Source organism: Janthinobacterium sp. KBS0711, from assembly GCF_000988085.1.
In the GTDB taxonomy this organism is placed as follows: Bacteria; Pseudomonadota; Gammaproteobacteria; order Burkholderiales; family Burkholderiaceae_D; genus Janthinobacterium; species Janthinobacterium lividum_E.
Genome location: NZ_LBCO01000004.1, coordinates 21,625 through 40,516, shown reverse-complemented (window position 1 = coordinate 40,516; position 18,892 = coordinate 21,625). Strand labels below are relative to the sequence as shown.

Below are 18,892 nucleotides of genomic sequence, written 5' to 3'. Positions count from 1 at the left end.
GACGCATGGACGTACGCATCGACGCATCGTGGAAGGGGCGGCTGGAGGGTGAGTTTGCCCAGCCCTACTGGGAACGCCTGGCCGCCTTCGTGAAGGAAGAATACGCGGCCGGGCCGTGTTTTCCGCCGGGTAAAACCATTTTCCGGGCGTTCGACCTGACGCCGTTCGAGCAAGTCAAGGTGGTGATCCTGGGGCAAGACCCGTATCACACGCCTGGCGCGGCCATGGGCCTGTGTTTTTCGATTCCCGAAGGCACGCCGCCGCAGCCTAGCCTGCAGAATATCTTCAAGGAATTGCACAGCGACATGGGCGTGGCGCGCACGCGCACGGATTTGTCCGACTGGGCCGAGCAAGGCGTGTTCTTGCTCAACAGCGTGCTGACGGTGCGCGCGGGGGCGGCCGGCTCGCACGCGGGCAAGGGGTGGGAAAAACTGACGGACAGCGCCATCCGCCACCTGTCCGCCGAACGGGACAATCTCGTGTTCATCCTGTGGGGCGGCTATGCGCAAGCCAAGCGTACCCTGATCGACCCCGGCAAGCACCTGGTGCTGGCGGCGCCGCACCCGTCTCCCTTGTCGGCCAGCAAAGGTTTCTTTGGCAGCAAGCCGTTCAGCCAGGCGAATGCGTATTTGCAGGCGCACGGCCAGGCGCCCATCACCTGGGGATAACTCCTTAGTTGACGGCAACCGACAGCGGCAGGCGTTGCTCCCTGCCGCTGTCTTCGCGCGTAACGGTTAAAAACTGGTCGACAGGCCGGCATAGATGCTGCGGCGGGCGCCGTACTGCGGCGCTCCCACGCCCACGCCGGAACCGTCGCGCAGCAGATACGATTTGTCGAACAGATTGATCAGGGCCAGGCGTCCTTCCACCTTGCCCACCGGCGTGTTTTTCCACGTGTGCGTGAGGGCCGTGTTGACGGTGAAGTAGCTCGGCAAATGGCCGGAATTCGGGGCGCCGCCGTCCGGCGTCATGCGCAGGCCGCTACCGTAGAGGAAGTCAGCACTCACTTGCGAATCGCCAAAGTGATAATGACCGCCGCCCGACAAGGTGTATTTCTGGTCATGATCGAGGTAGACATAGTGCTTGCTGATGTAGTTCAACTCATCGGCGCCAAACAAGGCCTGGCCCGAATTGATGTTGCGGCCCTGCGCCTTTTGCGTGCTGGCGTTGAGGAACAGGCCCCAGTTTTTCTCGCTGTAGATGGCCGATAACTCCAGGCCCTTGGCGTAGCCGTCCGCATAGTTGAACGGCGTCAAAATCAATGCCTGGCCGAACTGGCCTTCGTCGAGCAGGTTGCTGATCTTTTTATAGTACACATCGGCTGTCACGGTCAGTTTCGAATTGACCTGGTGGCTGATGCCCACGTCGTAGTAATGCGTGCGCTCGGCCTTGACGTTGTCCGACTGGCCGATTTCCGGCGCATTCGTCGTGTTCGCATACAGGTCGATGCTGCCCTGCGCCGCCAATTCCTGCGGCGGCGGCGTGAAGTAGCGCGAATAGCCGGCGTGCAGGGCCGTGCCCGGCGCGATCTGGTACGCCAGGTTGACGCGCGGGCTCCATTGCTGCTCGCTCGTGTAGGCCGACACCTTGTCGAAACGGGCGCCATAGTTCAGGGTCAGCGGCTTGCTGATGTGCCATTCATCCTGCAGGTAAAAACTGGCCAGGGTACCCGTCTTGCCGCTGTTGTCCAGCACCGTGATGGGCGTGGTGGACGTTTGCGCGCCGTCCATGGCGGGGAAGACGGCCACCGTGTTGTCGCTCGTCGTCTTCTGGCGCATGTAGGCCAGGCCCGCGCGCACGGTGTGGTCCTGGTGCCATTTGTAGCTGATGTCGAACTGGACACCGGAGGCGCTGTTTGCGCGGCGCGAGTCCGAGGCCACGCCGTTGTAGATCAGGTCGCCAATGGAATCGGGCGTGAAGTGCAGTTCCGAATACTGGTGGAAGGCCGACACCTGGTAATTGACGTCGCCCAGGCTTTTTTGCAGCGACAGCACGAGGAAGCGGTTCACTTCGCGCTGGTTTTCATTGAGCTGCGACGACGGCAACGTGGCCGTGCCCGCCTGCGCATCGCTGCGGCCATCGAGCGAGAAGGCGGGCGCCTGGTTCGGGTTGTTCGGGATCTGGAAGCGGCCGTTATACGTGCCGAACATGGCGCCCAGGCGCGTGTTGTCATCGAGGAAATACGACAGGCTGCCGAACGATTTGTTCTGGCGCGTCTTGTCGTGCAGGGCGCTGCGCGTGTCTTGCGGGTTTTCCACGCCCAGGGAATTACCGAGGTAGCTGCCGGACAGGTAGTAATTGAACTTGCCGACGCTGCCGAAAAATTCGGCACTCGGCTCCACGTGGTCGTGGCTGCCGACCATAATGCCGATGCGCCCGCCAGGCGTCATGCCGCCCTCCTTCGTTTCAATATCGACAATGCCCGCCGTGCGCAGGCCGAACTGGGCCGGCAAGGCGCCCGTCATGAAATCCGTCTTGTCGATCAAGCGCGTGTCGATCGACTGGCCGAAGCCGGTGATGCTTTCCGGCAGTTGCACGCCATTGATGCGGTATTGCACGTTGGCATGGTCGTCACGCACGTGCAGGGCGCCGGAACCTTTCGAGTCCTGCGACACGCCCGGCAGGCGTAGCAGCACTTCATTGAATGGCGTGTTGTCGCCCTGGCCCAGCATGTCGACCATGTGGCTGTCGATGCTGTAGATGGTGGTGCCGACTTTCGGCGACAGCTCGATGCGCGCGCTTTTCAGGTGGGCGGACGTGACTTCGACCTTTTGCATGTCTTGTGGGGCAGCATCGGTATTGGCCTCGGCAGGCTCGGCGGCATGGGCGGAAACGGTAAACAGGCTGGCAAGGGCGAGCGACAGCGCGCTCAGGCGTGGTGTGTGTTGCATGATGAACCTCAAAATAGTCAACGCCAGGCGGCCCGGCGCGCATGATCGCGCGACAAGGGGCAGCCTGAAAAAGGAAAAACAGCGTGGGAACTACAGTGAGGCGGCAGGCGGGCCGCGCACGGGCGGCAGGATGAGGGTGGCGGCGGGCGCCAGGGTGGCGGGCGCAATGGCCAGCAGACGGTACGGCAGTAACTGGGCGGGCGGCTCGGTGATGGCCGGCGGCACGGCGATGTCGGCCACCTTGTCGATGGCCGTGGCGCACAGCGCGCATTCTTCCGCGTCGAGGGTGGTCTTGTGCAGGTGCGAGGCGGCCGTCGACAGCAGGAACACGAGGGCCAGCGCACTGAACAGCGCCACGCACAGCCGCCACGGCGTGCGCGCGAGGGCGGCGGCACCGTGATGAGCAAGCTTGCGGGTGGGCTGGCGGGAAGACATGGGCGCATAGTAGCAAGAAAATCGCCCCGCTGTCAGCGCTTGTTGCAATTCATTTGCGCTAAGAGGACCTTACAGCGTGGCGCGCAGTTCGCGTGGAGACAGGCCGTAGTGCTGGCGGAAACGGGCTGCGAAGCGCGAGGGCGAGGCGTAGCCGCAGGCGGCCGCGATATCGCTGATGGGTAAGATGCCAGATTGCAATTCCTGCAAGGCCAGTCCCAGCCGTACGTCTTCCAGAATGGCGCGGAAGTGGCGCTGTTCCAGTGCCAGCTGGCGGCGCAGGGTGGACGCGCCCAGGTGCAGATGGCTGGCAACTTTGGCCACGCTCCAGTCGGCGCCCGGGTCCAGCAGCAGCACTTGCTGCACGCGCGCGGCCAATGGATCGCGGCGGTCCAGCAACAGCGGGCCGCAATGGCCACCCAAGGCCAGGGCCAGCAGCAAGCCTTCCGCCTGGTGCGCCAGCAACGCGGGCGGTGCGCTACTCGCCAGGCTGGCCATCAACTGGTCCCAGGCCTGCGCCGCGTGGGTATCGAGCGGCACGCACAGGCTGGCCGTGGCCGCCTGGCGCAGCTGGGCATCGACGAGGCCGCCATGGCGCGCGCGGAAACGGGCGATCAGGGCCGGTGAAAAACTCAGCACTTCGGCCCGGTAGCCTTGCGCGCCGGGCAGGTTGGCCACGCCCAGTTCCTGTCCCGCCGGCATCAGCACCACATCGTGCGTGCCGGCGCGCGCTTGGCGAATGCCCCATTCCAGCAGCTTCGTACCCTGCCGCACGCGGCACAGGGCACTCTGGAAGACGGGCACGCGGCGCAGGGTTTGCGCGCGGCGCGCCTCGATGGTGCCGTGGGCGATGCGCAGTTCGCTCAGGGCCACCGCGTCGATCTCATCGGCCATACAGTCCCGTCAGCTGCGCCTTGCCCAGCGCGTTGGCGTTGAGCATGTAGCCGAGCATGGCGCCGCTGGCGTGCTGGTCCAGCGGCAGCTTGCCCACGCTCAATGCCCACACGGTGATCTGGTAACGGTGCGCCTTGTCGCCCGGTGGCGGGCAGGCACCGCCGTAGGCGCTGTCGCCGTAATCGTTGCGTCCTTGTGTGGCGCCCGCCGGCAGAGTGCTGGCCGTGGCGCCGCCTGGCAAGGAAGTGGTGCTGGCGGGCACATTAAACACGCTCCAGTGCCACCAGCCGCTGCCCGTGGGCGCGTCCGGGTCGTACAGGGTGACGGCGTAGCTTTTGGTGCCGGCCGGCGCGCCGCGCCATGACAATTGCGGCGACAGGTTGCCGCCCGTGCAGCCGAAGCCCTGGAATATTTGCGCCCGCGCCAGGGTCTGGCCAGGGGAGATGTCGGTGCTGGTGACGGTAAAGTCGGCGGCGTGGGCGCCCAGGTGCAACGCGAGACCCAGCGTGACGGCGAGCAAACGGGAGGTGGTCATGGTTTTCCTTTCGATGAAGTATAGGGGAAAGTGTATGTCCTGCAACAGTTACCCGCGATGCCGATGCGCTCGATGATGGTGCTGAAACGCTCGTTTCCACCTGATTTCAATGTTCCCATGAGCGTGTTGTTGCGTTTGCCGCTTCCTTCCTGCGCATGATTTTCACTGCCGAGCTTTCATGCTATCGTTCTGCAGCCCAAATTTCCCCGAGTCGCCTCCCCATGTCCAAACGCCCGATCAAGTGGTTGTTCACCAAGCTGCACCTGTATGCGGGCCTGTGGTTCGGCGCCCTGTTCGTTTTGCTGGGCTTGACGGGTTCCGCCATCGCCTGGATGCCGGAGCTTGACGCGTACCTGAATCCGACCCTGTTGCAGGCGAGCACGCCCGCGCCCGGCCAGGTGTTCCAGGTGACGCCGCGCACGGTGCAAGCGGTGGTCGATGGGCTCGCAGCCGACCCCGCCTACGGCAAGCCGGCCCAGCTCAATCCGCCCGCCGATGCGCGTGACGTGTACGTGGCCTCGTACCGCCAGCCGGACAAGCCTTCCCCTTTCAGCCAGGCCATCGTGCGCCAGGTGATGGTCGACCCCTACACCCTGCAAGTCAAAGGCGAGCGCGACTGGGGGCGTTTCGGCTTCACGCGTCCGCTGCTGATGTCGGGCATGTTTCATTTGCACCGCTATTTATTGTCCGGCGAAGTGGGTAAAACCATTACGGGTATCTCGGGCGTGATGCTGCTGCTGATGGCCTTGAGCGGCATCTATCTGTGGTGGCCGCGCCTGCAATGGACGGCCATCAAGCGCGCTTTGACGGTGTCGCATGGCGGTTCCTGGCCCCGCTTCAACTACACGTTTCACAAGGCGGCCGGTTTTTTTGCCGCGCCCGTGCTGGCCATGCTCGCCTTTTCCGGCATCTATTTCAATTTGCCGCAATTGGTCGTGCCGCTGGTGGAGCTCGTGTCGACGGCGCCGGACAAGGCCAAACTTAAAAATCTGCAACAGGATGGCGACCTGCTCGATGCGGGCCAGGCCATGGCCGCCGCGCAACAGCTGTATCCGCAGGCGCGCGTGTCGCGCATCGTGCTGCCGGCCAAGAAGGACCAGCCGTATGACGTGCGCGTACGCCAGCCCGGTGAAATCGCCGAGGGCGACGGCGCCACGCGCATCACCCTCGACGCGCGCAGCGGCTTGCCCCTGCGCATACGCGATCCCTTGCGGGCGCCGGCCGGAGATGTCTTCCTCGGCTGGCAATTCCCCCTGCATTCGGGCCAGGCCTTTGGCGTGGCCGGGCGCAGTTTTATTACCGCGTTCGGCCTGATGCCGTTGCTGTTCATGCTGACGGGGACCTTGGTGTGGTGGAAACGGCGGCGCGGCCGGAAATAAGCGGCCGGCAGACCGATGCGGGAAAAGTTGCTATCATCATAGTATTTTCCGGCGTATCCCGGCCTCCCCCGCACAAGGACCAGCATGAGCAATCCCGACATCACCGTAGCAATGTTGAATGAACGCGGCACGGGCCGCCTGCCCGGCCACCTGGGCATCGTCATCACGGAAGTGGGCGACGGCCAGTTGACGGCGGAATTGCCCGTGCTGCCGCATCTGCTGGCGCCGAATGGTTATTTGCACGCGGGCAGCGTGGTGACCCTGGCTGACACGGCTTCCGGCTATGGCTGCATCGTCAACCTGCCCGAAGGCGCGAGCAATTTCACGACCATCGAACTGAAATCGAACCACCTGGGCACGGCCCGTGAAGGCACGCTCACCTGCACGGCCAAGGTCGAGCACAAGGGCCGCAACACGCAAGTGTGGGATGCCGTCGTGAAAAGCAAGGAAACGGGCAAGACGATTGCCCTGTTCCGCTGCACGCAGATGATTTTGTATCCTAAATAAATCCGCACCCCAAATCAACTGCTGGGGTCAGACCCGGCGGGTCTGACCCCGGATTTTTGCATTCGGGTTAGATTTTTACCCAGTTACCCTTGTAGAGAATCGGTCCCGTCGGCCCATTCGGATTCGGCGAACCGCCTTTCGGCTCCAGGGTGACGGCCAGCAAGGCCACGTCGTTGCCGATGGCGCGCTGGGACAAGGCCAGTTTCACGTTGCCCTTGTCGGCCAATAAACCCAGGGAGCGCGGGTTGCCGCTCTTCGGCACGGCCCACAGTTCCAGGTCCTTATCGCTCGGTACGGGCGCGTTGCCGACCATGCGCACCTCAAGGGCGCCGTGGCGGCTGTCGGCCGTCAGCAGCAGGGCCGTTTGCGCCTTCTCGTCCGTCAGGCTGGCTACATAGCTGATTTGCGGCGCATCCATCACGCGCGTGGCCACGACGATGACCAGCAGTGCGGCGATGGCGCTCGAGGCCATGCCCAGCGAACGCCAGAACGACAGCGAATCGCGCAACCACGACCAGCCGCCCTGCGGCTTCAGGTGCAGGCGCTGTTCGATCTGCTGCCACACGCGCTTGGGCGGCGCCACGGGCGTGGCAAATTCCGCCATCGGTTCCAGGCGCTGGCGCCATTCGGCCGTGATATTGCGCAAGTCGGCGTCGTTGTGCAGCCAGCCTTCGAAACGCCGCCGCGCGCCCCCTTTCAGCGTGCCCAGCACGTATTCGGACGCCAGTTTCTGGCGCAGGGTGTCATTGCCGCGGATATTCATGATGCCTCCCGTTTCGCCAGACACGTGCGCAGCCGTTCCAGGCTGCGGCGTATCCAGGTCTTCACGGTGCCGATCGGCAGCGACATCTGCTGCGCCACTTCGCTGTGCGACAGGTCATGATAGAACGCCAGGGCGACCACCTGCCGGTGCAGCCCTTCCAGGGCGGACATGCAAAACGCCAGCGCCTTGGCGTCACCGCTCAGTTGCAGTGACTCGATCGGCGTGGCCTGGGGGTCTCGGAGTGCATTCATGACTTCGCTATCAAACTGTTCGGCATCGATTTCCACGGTATCGTCGCTGCGCCGCAGCACATCGAACGCCTTGTTGCGCACGATGGTGGCCATCCAGGTCATCGGCGCCGCCAGATGGCTTTGATACGTGGCGGCGTTGTTCCAGATGGCGACGAAACCCTCTTGCAAGGCTTCTTCTGCGAGCTCTTGCTTATGCAATATACGCAGCGCGAAGCCAAACAGTTTCGATGAGGTGGAGTTATATAGCTGGCGGAACGCGGTGGCGTCCTTGTTGCCGGTGGCGAGCAGCCAGGTTTTCAGTTGCTGCGGGTCGAGCGATTGAGCGGCTAGGGGCACGGCTGGCCTTCACAAGGTGAGTGGGATCACGCCTGGGAAGGTTATAACAGGTTGATAACACTTGGCAACAAGGTTTTGTGCGGTGCCGAGCCTTAGCCGGCGATAGCAGATTCAAGCAGCTTGTGCAGTTCGGCGAATTCCGGCTTGCCCACGTAGCGCTTGAGGATCTTGCCCTGCTTGTCGAGCACGAAGGTGGTGGGCGTGAGGGCCACGTCGCCATACGCCTTGGCCGCCTCGCCCGTCACGTCGAGCGCCACCTTGAACGGCAGCTGGCGCGTTTCGGCGAAGTTCAGCACGTAGTTGGCCGGATCGTATTTCATGGCCACAGCCACGAATTCCAGTCCCTGCCCCTTGTACTTGTTGTAGGTGTCGACCATGTCCGGCATTTCCGCCACGCAGGTGGTGCACGAGGTGGCCCAGAAATTGACCATCACGACCTTGCCGCGCAGGCTGGCCGACGTGATTTTTTCGCCATGGATGCCGTGGAAGGTCACGTCCGGCGCGCTTTGCTTGTCATTGAGCGACAGATAGCCTGCCGCCGCCACGCCCGCCACGAGGACGGCGATCAGGGCTGGCTTGATCCAGGACTTGCTTGCGGATGGCGAAGTTGACATGGTTTTCATTTGAAAAGCGCGACGATGCGGCCATTATAGCCGTATCGCCGCATCAAAGCCGTAGGTCAAACGGAGGAGGCGTTCGGTGGAGACGCTTATTGCTGCGCCGTGTCGCCGGTGCTGGTGGTGCGTGCTGGCGCCGGCTCGGGCTGCAATTGCTTCAGTTCCGCTTCCGAAATGTAGTCGAACAGCTTGACCACTTTCTGCACGCCGCCCACGCCGCGCGCCACGTCGGCCGCGACCGTGCCTTCGCGCTGGGTGACCCGGCCCATCAGGAAGACGGTGGCGTTTTCCGTGACGACCTTGAACGAGGCGGCCGAGATGGTTTTCATGTCGACCAGGCTGGCCTTGACCTTGGTGGTGATCAGCGCGTCGTTCGAGCGCGAGGTGTAGCTGGCCGGACCGGCGATGATCAATTCATTGGCCACCGATTCCACGCCTTCGATATTGCGCACTTCGCGCTCGACGGCGTTTTTCATCGCCTCGTCGCGCACTTCGCCCGTCAGCAGGACGCGGCGGTTGAAGCTGGTGACGTTGACGTGGCCCACGTCGCCGACGATGGAGGGGATGCGCGACTCGCCTTTGAGGGCGATCGACTTGTCTTCGGTCTGGGCGCCCAGGGTGCGGCGGTCCGCTGCGGCAACGCCGCCCATCACCGCGCCGCCGACCATCAATTCGATGCAGCCGGTGAGCGAAGTGAGCATGGCGCCGCACAGCAGTGCGGTGGCCAGCGGGCGTTGTACGCGTTTCCAGCCTGGGCCAGTACCGAATTTAGTCATTCACGTCTCCTCCGAATAGCGCGACATCGATGCCGTCGCAGATGCAATGTATGGTGGTCAGGTGGACTTCCTGGATGCGCGCCGTGCGCTCGGCCGGCACGCAGATATGCACGTCGGCGTCCGTCAGCATCTTGCCGATGGCGCCGCCGTCCTTGCCCGTCAGCGCCACGACGCGCATTTCGCGCTCGAGCGCCGCTTCCACGGCGGCCATCACGTTGGCCGAATTGCCCGACGTGGAGATGGCCAGCAAGATGTCGCCGGCCTGGCCGAAGGCCTGCACCTGCTTCGAGAAAATCTCACGGTAGCTGTAGTCGTTGGCCACGGCCGTCAGGATCGACGTATCCGTCGTCAGCGCCAGGGCAGGCAGGGGAAAGCGCTCGCGTTCGAAGCGCCCCACCAGCTCGGCCGCGAAATGCTGGCAGTCGGCGGCGGAACCGCCGTTGCCGCAGGCGAGGATCTTGTTGCCGTTGGACAATGCATAAAACATCAGGTCGATCGCCTGCGCAATGGGTTGCGCCAGTACGGTGGCGGCCTGGATCTTGAGTTCGGCACTTTCGTGGAAGTGCGAGAGGATGCGTTGATTATTCATAGTCTGCCGATTATAGTGCAGGCGCGCGGCATGGCGGACAAGCACTGTTAAAAATGCTTACATATCGAGGATGTTCTTCAGCCAGCTGATGCGCCCGCCATCGATGGCCAGCGCGTCGAAACGGCAGGGCGGCACGGTTTTTTGCCCCAGCAGCCAGGTTTGCGCGGCCACCGTCATGCGCCGCTGCTTGGCTGGGGTGATGCTGGCCAGGGCGCCGCCGAAGGCAGCGCTGCTGCGTAGCCGTACTTCGACGAAGACGATGGATGAGTCATCGCGCATGATCAGGTCCAGCTCGCCGCCCTTGCACAGGTAGTTACGTTCCAGCAGCACCAGGCCTTGCAGCAGCAGATACGCGAGCGCATCGTCTTCCCCTTGCCGTCCCCGTGCCTGTTTATTCTGGAAAGGCAGGGGTGGCATGGTGTGTCCTTATTGGGCCGGCGGCACGGCGACAGGCGCCGGCGCGGCCGGTGGCCAGGTGCCCAGCACGCCCTGCTGATAGGTGGCGGCTTGTTCCGTGCGCTCGAACACGCTTTGCTCATTCTCGAAGCGCACGGCCAGACGGCCCGTCACGCCGTCGAGGGTAAATGGCGCGTTCGGCCGCAGCGCCACTTCGCGCGCCACGCGGAAGGCATCGATGCCCAGCGCATACAGTCGTTCCATGTCGGCCGTCAGGCGGCGTTCGGCAGGCTGCTCCGGCTGTGGATACACCATCACTTGCGGATGGTCGCGCTGCACTTGCCATGGCAAGTCCAGCAGGCGCGCGCCGTCGAGTTCGGGGCCGCTGGCGCCGCGCCCGGCGCCGGGATTCAGTGACGAGGTGCCATACAGGGGCAAATCGCCGCCGATGGCCACGCGCAGCTGGCGCGCCTGGTCGGCGTCGAGCGCGGCAAACAGCAGGCCCGGCGGCGTGGCGGCCAGGCGCGCGCGCAGCTGCACCAGTTCCGCATCGCTCAGGTAGCCATTCGTGGCCGTCAAGTCCATCGTCTCGATCTTGCCGCCCTGGCGCAGCCATTCCTGCTTGAAGGCGGCGCTGATGCGGCGCTGCGAGGGCGAACCGGCCGACAGGATCAGCGCGCTGGCGCCCGGCTGTTCGCTGGCGGCCCAGGCGGCGACCTGGCGCGCTTCCGCCTCGATCGACAGGCCCATCACCAGCAGCTTGGCCGGCAGGCGCGCCTCGCCGCGGTTGTCGGGGTGGTTCAGGGCGATCGTTGGCTTGCGTACCAAATCGCTGTTGGCCACGGCTGTCACCGCCGAGCGCGACAAAGGACCCACGACGATGTCCTGCTCTTCCTGTGCTTGCGCAAATTTGTTCAGCACGTCGCTGCTGCCGTCGCCCGTATCGATCACCGTCACTTCAAAGCCGCTGCGGTCGCGTTCGTACGCGGCCATGAAGCCGGCGCGCAGCAATTCGGCGGCCGGCCCCAGGGAAGCGGAGCGCAGCGGCAGCAGCAGGCCGATGTGGTGGACCTTGCCGTCGGATGGTGCCGGCGCCGTGGCGGCCGGCATGTCTTGCGGCGTGCCGGTGGCCGGCTTGGTATTGATGGGCGACAATGGGGCGCCGTTGCCGTCGTAGGCGGTAATATCGGGCACGGCCACGGCAAACGTCACCGGTTCGGGTGCGGGCGGCTTGGGCGGCACGGGCGGAGGCAGCGGCTTCGGTGGCGGCAGCGCCCTTGTGTTAGATTCAATAGGCGCGCACAATTGCCCGGGCGCGTCGCAAGGCGTGCTGCAAGCGCTCAGCATGCCGGTCGCGGCACAAACAAGCAGTAACTTCACACTATTAGCAAGCATTTAACCTCCAAAATGACCGTACAAGAAATCAGTTCCATCGCCAGCCTGCCCATCATGACAGAGGCGGCGCACCAGGTCTATCCTATCGCAACATTGTATATAGTGGCCACGCCGATCGGTAATGTGACCGATATCAGTCTGCGCGCGCTGCATTTGCTGAGCCTTGCCGATGCCGTCGCCTGTGAAGATACGCGCAACACGGCGCACCTGCTGACGCGCTTTGGCTTGAACAAGCCTCTGATTGCGGCGCATCAACATAACGAACGCGAAGTGGCGCAGACCCTGATCGCCCGCCTGCACGCCGGCGAGCGCATCGCCCTCGTTTCCGATGCGGGTACGCCTGCCGTGTCCGACCCCGGCGCGCGCATCGTCGACGCCGTGCGCGCGGCCGGCCTGCGCGTGCTGCCGCTGCCCGGCCCGTCAGCGGCGATCACCGCCATTTCCGCCAGCGGCCTGTTGAACGACCAGTTCTACTTTGTCGGCTTCCTGCCAGCCAAGGCCAAGCAGCGTGAAAACATGCTGCACAGCTTGCGCGGCGTGACGGCGACGATGGTGTTTTATGAGGCGCCGCACCGCATTCTCGATTGCGCCACGGCCCTGGTGGAAGCGTTCGAACCGACGCGCCAGGTGGTGTTCGCGCGCGAGCTGACGAAACTGTTCGAGGAAATCCACCGCTGTCCCCTGTCCGAAGCGGAAAGCTGGATCCGCGCCGACGCGCACCGCGAAAAGGGAGAATTCGTCGTCCTGCTGGAAGGGGCGACGGAAGCGCAGGACGCGGAAGACGTGGAAGCGGAGCGCATCCTGAACATCTTGCTGGCCGAATGCAGCGTCAAGCAGGCGGCGAATCTGACGGCGCAGATCACGGGCCGCAAGAAAAACGCCTTGTATGAGCGGGCCTTGCAGTTGAAGGGGCAGGAATAAAGTGACCGCGAAATACCCAGATTGGGTATGGTCGTACCCAATCTGGGTATGTTGTCAGGCTCACCACTTGCAGCCGCTATCCTTCTTGTCCAACAACATCAACACGGGCGCCAGCAAGCCTGCGCCTGAGTAGGCGGTGCGGCAATCGCCGCGCTTGCCTTGCGCGATGTCGCGCGCCAGCTGGGTTTCCGTTTGCAGCGGCTTGTCGGGAATTTGCCCCACGGCCGTGCCCACCTTGGATGGATCGCGCTCGCCCGCCATCTTGCGCGCCGTCCTCCTGGCCGCTTCCATGTCGAATTTCGGGGTTTCTTGCGTGATGGTATCGGGACTGGCCGCCGGCGTGGCCGGTGATGCCGGTACGACCGTGATGGCTTGCGGGGTCGATGCTGGCGCCGTGGCCGCCGCCGGCGTTTCCCGGGCAGTGGCGAGTTTCGGCTTGCTGATGGGCTTGGGCTCGCGCTTCGGCTTGACGACTTCGACGGGCGGCGGGGGCGGCCTGGCGGCCAGCGGACGTATCCACACGGCGATCGACTCCACGCGCGGGGCCGTGTCCGGTGGCGCTGCTGGCTGCACGTGGCGCCACAGAGTGATCAAGGCGCCATGCAGCAGCAAGGACACGGCGATGCCCAGCACGATGCCGCGGCGGTTCGGCACGGGCTGGCCGCCGCCGCTTCTTTCTATCCTGAACTCCATTGCCGTCGTCGCCTTCATGTCTGATCGGGAAAACTTGCCAAGCCAGTGTCGCATATTTCCGGCATGTTGAAAAATACATGGGTCTCAGTGCCGCGCGTAAATAATTTACACAGAGTTTCACCTGACCCTTGACCGAAGTCGATACGGCCTGTATTATCTTGGTCTTCGGAGTGTGGCGCAGCCCGGTAGCGCACCTGGTTTGGGACCAGGGGGTCCAAGGTTCGAATCCTTGTACTCCGACCAAATTTGTAGAAAAAAACCCAAGAGTTTAGGCTCTTGGGTTTTTTTTCGCCTGTACGGTCGTGGTAGGTCGGGTTAGCGCAAAGCGCGTAACCCGACAACAGTGTTGGCCCTGGCGGCGTCGGATTACGCGCGGCCTTGCCGCGCTAATCCGACCTACGCTCAAACAGCTGCGCGCTTCGCGGCAATGGCGTTACCCGCACGGCTGGAACCCTTACGGCCCAGCTGCTGCGAGATGAACTGCCCCGCGTCCACCACCAGGTCCAGGTCGATGCCGGTGGCGATCCCCAGCCCCTGCATCATGTACAGCACGTCCTCGGTGGCCACGTTGCCGGTGGCGCCCTTGGCGTACGGGCAGCCGCCCAGGCCGGACACGGACGAGTGATAGATGGCGATGCCCGTTTCCAGGCTGGCGTAGATATTCGCCAGCGCCTGGCCATAGGTGTCGTGGAAGTGGCCGGACAGCCCGCCCACGTGGAAGGCGGCAATCGCGCGCTCCATCACCGCCTGCGTCTTGCGCGGCGTAGCCACGCCGATGGTGTCGGCGATGTCGATCTCGTCGCAACCGAGGTCGCGCATGCGGCCCACCACGTCGGCTACGGCGTCCAGCGGCACGTCTCCCTGGTAGGGGCAGCCGAAAGCGCAGCTGATGCTGCCGCGCAGGCGCAGGCCGTGTTCCTTGGCCGCCTTCGCCACGCCTTCGAAGCGGGCGATCGATTCGGCGATCGAGCAATTGATGTTCTTTTGCGAGAAAGCTTCGGACGCGGAACCGAAGATCACCACTTCATCGGCCTTCGCCGCCAGTGCCGCATCAAAGCCTTGCATGTTCGGCGTCAGCGCCGAGTAAATCGTGCCGGGGCGGCGCGCGATCTTTTCCATCACTTCCGCGCTGGTGGCCATCTGCGGCACCCATTTCGGCGAGACGAACGATGCCGCCTCGATATTGACGAAGCCGGCCTGTGTCAGGCGGTCGACCAGTTCGATCTTGACGGCGGCGCTGATGGTTTCCTTTTCGTTTTGCAGGCCGTCGCGCGGTCCCACTTCGACGATCTTGACCTGCTTGGGCAGACTGGTAGTAGGGTTCATCTCAATATCCTTGCAAACGGTTGACGATGCCGGCGACGACTTCTCCGGCTTGCAGGCGGCGCATCTTGGCGGCGATCTGCGCCACGCTTTCGCGGCGCAGGGTGGCGGCCGAAATATGCGGCGTGATGGTGATGCGGGGTTCTTGCCAGAACGGGTGCTGCTGCGGCAGCGGCTCGTTGCGGAACACGTCAAGTGTCGCGCCGGCGATATGCCCGGAGCGGATCAGGGTCAGCAGATCCGGCTCGGCGATATGCGCGCCGCGCGCCACGTTGATGACGTAGGCGCCTGGCAGCAGCATCGACAGGCGCGCGCGGTCGAGCAGGTTGTGCGTCTCCGGCGTGAGCGGCAGCATGCACACGAGCACGCGCGTACCGCGCAAGAACGCTTCGAGTCCCTCTTCGCCCGCAAAACACGCCACGCCATCGGCGTGTTTTGGGCTGCGGCTCCATCCGCGCAGCGGGAATTCGAACTGCGCCAGCGCTTGCAGCACGCGCGTGCCCAGCACGCCCATGCCCAGTACGCCGACGGGAAAGTCCGCCTTGTCGAACGCGGGCAGCGGCTGCCAGATGCCCGCGCGGCCCTGCGCCTCGTAATCGTCGAAACGGCGGAAGTGGCGCAGCACGGCGTGGCTCACATATTCGGCCATTTGCACGCCCATGCCCGCGTCGTCCAGGCGCACCAGCGGCACGTGGGCCGGCAACGCGTCGCCGAATTTCAGCAGCGCGTCGACGCCGGCGCCCGTGTTGAAGATGGCCTTGACCTTGGCCAGCTCGGGCAGCATGGCGGCGGGGGGCTGCCACACGACGGCGTAGTCGCATGGTTCAACCGCTTCGCCTTCGCGCCAGAAGAGGATTTCTGCTTCGGGCAGCAAGTCGCGCAAGTCGCTGATCCACGCCGCTTCCTTGCCGTCCGAACGTTGTAACAGGATGCGCATGTGCTTACCTTTATGCGGCAGCCTTGAAGGCCAGCAGCGGCGCGCCATCGGCCACCTGGTCGCCGACCGCATACAGCACGTCTTCCACCAGGCCGTCGTGCGGCGCGGCGATCGTGTGCTCCATCTTCATCGCTTCCATGATGACCAAAGGCTCGCCCTTCTTGACGTCCTGGCCCTTGTTCACCAGCACGGCGACGACCTTGCCCGGCATCGGCGCCGTCAGTCGCCCGCCTTCCGCTTCCACTTCGCCCGCATGCGCCATCGGATCGTTGTAGTGCAAGGTGTAATGCAAGCCGTTGGTAAATACGTGGAACTGTTCGCCGTCGCGGCGCACGGTGCCGTGCACGGCACGCTCGCCGAGCTTGATGTGCAGTTCCAGGCCAGCGTTCGCCGTCAGGGAGAGTGGCTGGCCGTTGAACAACCAGCCATCCGTTTTGTAGGCAACGCGTGCCGCGTAGGCCTTGCCCTCGCCGGCCAAGGTGAATTCATCGGCGAACGACAGGCTGCGACCCAGGGTGCTGTTCAGACGCCAGCCCAGGGCATTGCCCCACGGGTCGGCGCGGTTGGCCGATTGCGTTTCGGCCGCCGCTTTTTCTTCCAGCAGCAGGGCGACGGACGCCAGCGCCAGGGCCGTGTCGGGCGCCGCCTGCAGGGCGGGGAACAGCGACGCTTGATTGCGCTCGATGAGGCCCGTATCGAGATCGGCGCTGGCAAATGCCTGGCCTTCGACGAGGCGTTTCAAAAAGGCGATATTGCTGGCCAAACCGACGATCTGGTAGTCGGACAGCGCCTGCGCCATGCGTGCCAGCGCTTCGCGGCGGTCCGCGCCCCAGACAATCAACTTGGCGATCATCGGATCGTAGAATGGCGAGATCGCGTCGCCTTCGCGCACGCCCGAATCGATGCGCACGGCGGCGGGAACTGTCGTGCCACCGAGCTCGAACGTGACGGCCGACGGCGACTGCATGTGGCGCAGGGTGCCAATCGATGGCAGGAAACCCTTCTCCGGATTTTCCGCATAGATGCGCGCTTCGATGGCGTGGCCGTGGATGGTCAATTCATCCTGTTTTTTCGGCAGCGGCTCGCCAAAGGCGACGCGCAGCTGCCATTCCACCAGGTCGGTGCCGGTGATCATTTCCGTCACCGGATGTTCCACTTGCAGGCGCGTGTTCATTTCCATGAAGTAGAACGAGCCATCCTGGTTGGCGATGAATTCCACCGTGCCCGCACCGACGTAGCCGACGGCCTTGGCGGCGGCAACGGCCGCTTCGCCCATGGCCGCGCGTCGGTTAGCTGGCATGCCCGGTGCCGGTGCTTCTTCCAGCACCTTTTGATGGCGGCGCTGCACCGAGCAATCGCGCTCGAACAAATAAATGCAGTTACCGAGCGTATCGGCGAACACCTGGATTTCGATATGCCGCGGACGCGACAGGTATTTTTCGGCCAGCACCTTGTCGTCGCCGAAAGAGCTGATCGCTTCGCGCTTGCACGAGGCCAGCGCGGCCTTGAAATCATCGGAATGCTCGATGACGCGCATGCCCTTGCCACCGCCGCCGGCCGAGGCCTTCAGCAGGACGGGGTAGCCGATCTTGTCGGCCTGCCCATGCAGGAAGTCCGCATCCTGTTCTTCGCCGTGGTAGCCGGGCACCAGCGGCACATTGGCTTTTTCCATCAGCGACTTGGCGGCCGACTTCGAACCCATGGCGCGCATGGCCGATGCCGGCGGACCGATGAAGACCAGGCCCGCAGCGTGGCAGGCGTCGGCAAAGTCGGCGTTCTCGGACAGGAAACCATAGCCGGGGTGGATCGCCTGCGCACCTGTCGCCAGCGCCACGGCGATGATCTTGTCGCCGCACAGATAGCTTTCCTTGGCCGGCGCGGGGCCAATCAAGACGGCTTCGTCGCACACGGCGACGTGCTTGGCATTGGCGTCCGCTTCCGAATACACGGCGACGGTCTGGATGCCCATGCGGCGCGCGGTAGCGGCGACACGGCAAGCGATTTCGCCGCGGTTGGCGATCAGGATTTTAGTGAACATGGTCTCTCTCTATTCTCTCAAAAAGGGGCAGCTGTCTCTTGGCGGACCTTGTCTGCTGGTGTGTCGGCTTACGCGCTTTGCGCCAAACCGACCTACGCATGGTGAGGCGGTATTCGTAGGTCGGGTCAGCCGGCACGGCGTAACCCGACAAGGCTGGCATCAGCAGCCGCACTTCTCTTTCTGCACCGATTCGAGCATCGCGCCGCGCGTCTGCAAGCCCAGTTTGCCGAGCAAGACGCGGTCGTCTTCCGCTTCCGGGTTGTCGGTGGTGAGCAGCTTGTCGCCGTAGAAGATGGAGTTGGCGCCAGCCAGGAAGCACATGGCTTGCACGGCTTCGCCCATCTGGCGGCGGCCGGCCGACAAACGCACGCGCGCTTTCGGCATGGTGATGCGGGCAACGGCGATGGTGCGCACGAATTCGAACGGGTCCAGCGCTTCCAGGCCAAACAAAGGCGTGCCTTCCACCTGCACCAGGTGGTTGACGGGCACCGATTCCGGATATGGATTGAGGTTTGCCAGCTGGGCGATCAGGCCCGCGCGTTGCAGACGCGTCTCGCCCATGCCGACGATGCCGCCGCAGCACACTTTCAAGCCAGCTTCGCGCACGCGGCCCAAAGTATCGAGGCGGTCCTGGTATTCACGCGTGGAGATGACGTTGTCGTAGAACTCGGGCGCCGTATCGAGGTTGTGGTTGTAGAAGTCGAGGCCCGCGTTTTTCAGGCGGTCCGCTTGTCCTTCTTCCAGCATGCCCAGGGTGGCGCAGGTTTCCAGGCCCAGCGCTTTGACTTTGCTGACCATCTCTTCGACTTTATCCATGTCGCGGTCCTTCGGGCCGCGCCAGGCGGCGCCCATGCAGAAGCGCGTGGCGCCGTTGGCTTTCGCCTGGCGGGCCGCGTCGAGCACGGTGTCGATGTCGAGAATTTTTTTTGCTTCCACGCCCGTGTCGTAGCGGGCCGCCTGCGGGCAGTAGCCGCAGTCTTCCTCGCAGCCGCCCGTCTTGATCGACAACAGGGTCGCCAGTTCCACGTCGCCGTCAGGGAAGTTGATGCGGTGGGTTTGCTGGGCCTTGAACATCAGGTCATTGAATGGCAGGTCGAACAGGGCCAGCACATCATCGATGGGCCAGGTGGCCGCTTCGGGCAGGGTGATGCGCGCCGCAGGGCGGTGCAGTTCGACGGTTTTTGCTGCTTCTTGGACTACGGACATGGTGATTCCTTCG

General features: G+C 63.9%; 20 protein-coding genes and 1 tRNA gene. 5 read left to right on the top strand and 16 right to left on the bottom strand.

The genetic code is table 11. The features are described 5' to 3' along the window. Window positions 1-5: 5 nt before the first annotated feature. Window positions 6-668: a uracil-DNA glycosylase gene (ung, locus tag VM94_RS00750; protein ID WP_046681763.1), complete on the top strand. Its 663-nt coding sequence runs from the start codon at window positions 6-8 to the stop codon at window positions 666-668. Between the two features lie 66 nt (window positions 669-734). On the opposite strand, the gene VM94_RS00745 is transcribed toward ung, so the two are convergent. The 4 genes from VM94_RS00745 to VM94_RS00730 all read right to left on the bottom strand — a co-directional run bounded on the left by VM94_RS00745 (window position 735) and on the right by VM94_RS00730 (window position 4,752). After that, a complete protein-coding gene (locus VM94_RS00745; protein WP_046681762.1) occupies window positions 735-2,891 on the bottom strand; it encodes a TonB-dependent receptor in 2,157 nt (718 codons plus the stop codon). 90 nt (window positions 2,892-2,981) lie between these two features. Next, window positions 2,982-3,326, bottom strand: a complete 345-nt coding sequence (locus tag VM94_RS00740; RefSeq protein WP_046681761.1) for a hypothetical protein — start codon at window positions 3,324-3,326, stop codon at window positions 2,982-2,984. Window positions 3,327-3,395: 69 nt separating this feature from the next. Beyond that, window positions 3,396-4,217, bottom strand: a complete 822-nt coding sequence (locus VM94_RS00735) for a helix-turn-helix transcriptional regulator (RefSeq protein ID WP_046681760.1) — start codon at window positions 4,215-4,217, stop codon at window positions 3,396-3,398. Then, window positions 4,207-4,752, bottom strand: coding sequence for a YbhB/YbcL family Raf kinase inhibitor-like protein (locus tag VM94_RS00730; RefSeq protein ID WP_046681759.1), 546 nt, complete (start codon window positions 4,750-4,752; stop codon window positions 4,207-4,209). The genes VM94_RS00735 and VM94_RS00730 overlap by 11 nt, the downstream gene beginning before the upstream one ends. Window positions 4,753-4,973: 221 nt before the next feature. On the opposite strand from VM94_RS00730, the gene VM94_RS00725 reads away from it, so the two are divergent. Both VM94_RS00725 and VM94_RS00720 read left to right on the top strand, forming a co-directional pair. Further along, window positions 4,974-6,131, top strand: a complete 1,158-nt coding sequence (locus VM94_RS00725) for a PepSY-associated TM helix domain-containing protein (RefSeq protein WP_046681758.1) — start codon at window positions 4,974-4,976, stop codon at window positions 6,129-6,131. Window positions 6,132-6,215: 84 nt separating this feature from the next. Next, the gene (locus VM94_RS00720) at window positions 6,216-6,638 is read left to right on the top strand and encodes a PaaI family thioesterase (protein ID WP_034752471.1); all 423 of its coding nucleotides are present in this window, start codon (window positions 6,216-6,218) and stop codon (window positions 6,636-6,638) included. 67 nt (window positions 6,639-6,705) lie between these two features. Here the strand turns inward: VM94_RS00720 and VM94_RS00715 are convergent, their stop codons facing one another. The 7 genes from VM94_RS00715 to VM94_RS00685 all read right to left on the bottom strand — a co-directional run bounded on the left by VM94_RS00715 (window position 6,706) and on the right by VM94_RS00685 (window position 11,608). Then, a complete protein-coding gene (locus VM94_RS00715; protein WP_046681757.1) occupies window positions 6,706-7,401 on the bottom strand; it encodes an anti-sigma factor in 696 nt (231 codons plus the stop codon). After that, window positions 7,398-7,988: a sigma-70 family RNA polymerase sigma factor gene (locus VM94_RS00710; RefSeq protein ID WP_034752469.1), complete on the bottom strand. Its 591-nt coding sequence runs from the start codon at window positions 7,986-7,988 to the stop codon at window positions 7,398-7,400. The genes VM94_RS00715 and VM94_RS00710 overlap by 4 nt, the downstream gene beginning before the upstream one ends. A gap of 92 nt (window positions 7,989-8,080) precedes the next feature. Then, window positions 8,081-8,602, bottom strand: coding sequence for a peroxiredoxin family protein (locus tag VM94_RS00705; RefSeq protein ID WP_046681756.1), 522 nt, complete (start codon window positions 8,600-8,602; stop codon window positions 8,081-8,083). A 95-nt stretch (window positions 8,603-8,697) separates the two neighbouring features. After that, the gene (locus VM94_RS00700; RefSeq protein WP_046681755.1) at window positions 8,698-9,381 is read right to left on the bottom strand and encodes a BON domain-containing protein; all 684 of its coding nucleotides are present in this window, start codon (window positions 9,379-9,381) and stop codon (window positions 8,698-8,700) included. After that, a complete protein-coding gene (locus VM94_RS00695) occupies window positions 9,374-9,970 on the bottom strand; it encodes a phosphoheptose isomerase (RefSeq protein WP_034752465.1) in 597 nt (198 codons plus the stop codon). The genes VM94_RS00700 and VM94_RS00695 overlap by 8 nt, the downstream gene beginning before the upstream one ends. 57 nt (window positions 9,971-10,027) lie before the next feature. Continuing rightward, window positions 10,028-10,387, bottom strand: coding sequence for a YraN family protein (locus tag VM94_RS00690; protein WP_046681754.1), 360 nt, complete (start codon window positions 10,385-10,387; stop codon window positions 10,028-10,030). Between the two features lie 9 nt (window positions 10,388-10,396). Further along, window positions 10,397-11,608, bottom strand: a complete 1,212-nt coding sequence (locus tag VM94_RS00685) for a penicillin-binding protein activator (RefSeq protein WP_082127494.1) — start codon at window positions 11,606-11,608, stop codon at window positions 10,397-10,399. Window positions 11,609-11,773: 165 nt separating this feature from the next. Between VM94_RS00685 and rsmI the strand changes: the two genes are divergently transcribed. Continuing rightward, window positions 11,774-12,682 carry a 16S rRNA (cytidine(1402)-2'-O)-methyltransferase gene (rsmI, locus tag VM94_RS00680; RefSeq protein ID WP_046681752.1) on the top strand — a complete coding sequence of 303 codons (909 nt, stop codon included), beginning with the start codon at window positions 11,774-11,776 and terminating at the stop codon, window positions 12,680-12,682. 60 nt (window positions 12,683-12,742) lie between these two features. On the opposite strand, the gene VM94_RS00675 is transcribed toward rsmI, so the two are convergent. Further along, window positions 12,743-13,375 carry a hypothetical protein gene (locus tag VM94_RS00675; RefSeq protein WP_046681751.1) on the bottom strand — a complete coding sequence of 211 codons (633 nt, stop codon included), beginning with the start codon at window positions 13,373-13,375 and terminating at the stop codon, window positions 12,743-12,745. A 166-nt stretch (window positions 13,376-13,541) separates the two neighbouring features. On the opposite strand from VM94_RS00675, the gene VM94_RS00670 reads away from it, so the two are divergent. After that, window positions 13,542-13,618 (top strand) — tRNA-Pro (locus VM94_RS00670). Window positions 13,619-13,777: 159 nt separating this feature from the next. On the opposite strand, the gene VM94_RS00665 is transcribed toward VM94_RS00670, so the two are convergent. The 4 genes from VM94_RS00665 to bioB all read right to left on the bottom strand — a co-directional run bounded on the left by VM94_RS00665 (window position 13,778) and on the right by bioB (window position 18,879). Continuing rightward, window positions 13,778-14,701 carry a hydroxymethylglutaryl-CoA lyase gene (locus VM94_RS00665; protein ID WP_046681750.1) on the bottom strand — a complete coding sequence of 308 codons (924 nt, stop codon included), beginning with the start codon at window positions 14,699-14,701 and terminating at the stop codon, window positions 13,778-13,780. A gap of 1 nt (window position 14,702) precedes the next feature. Further along, the gene (locus tag VM94_RS00660; RefSeq protein ID WP_046681749.1) at window positions 14,703-15,635 is read right to left on the bottom strand and encodes a 2-hydroxyacid dehydrogenase; all 933 of its coding nucleotides are present in this window, start codon (window positions 15,633-15,635) and stop codon (window positions 14,703-14,705) included. Window positions 15,636-15,645: 10 nt separating this feature from the next. Beyond that, entirely contained in the window at window positions 15,646-17,673 is a 2,028-nt protein-coding gene (locus VM94_RS00655) for an acetyl/propionyl/methylcrotonyl-CoA carboxylase subunit alpha (RefSeq protein ID WP_046681748.1), read from the bottom strand. Between the two features lie 159 nt (window positions 17,674-17,832). Continuing rightward, window positions 17,833-18,879 carry a biotin synthase BioB gene (bioB, locus tag VM94_RS00650; protein WP_046681747.1) on the bottom strand — a complete coding sequence of 349 codons (1,047 nt, stop codon included), beginning with the start codon at window positions 18,877-18,879 and terminating at the stop codon, window positions 17,833-17,835. Between the last annotated feature and the right edge of the window lie 13 nt (window positions 18,880-18,892).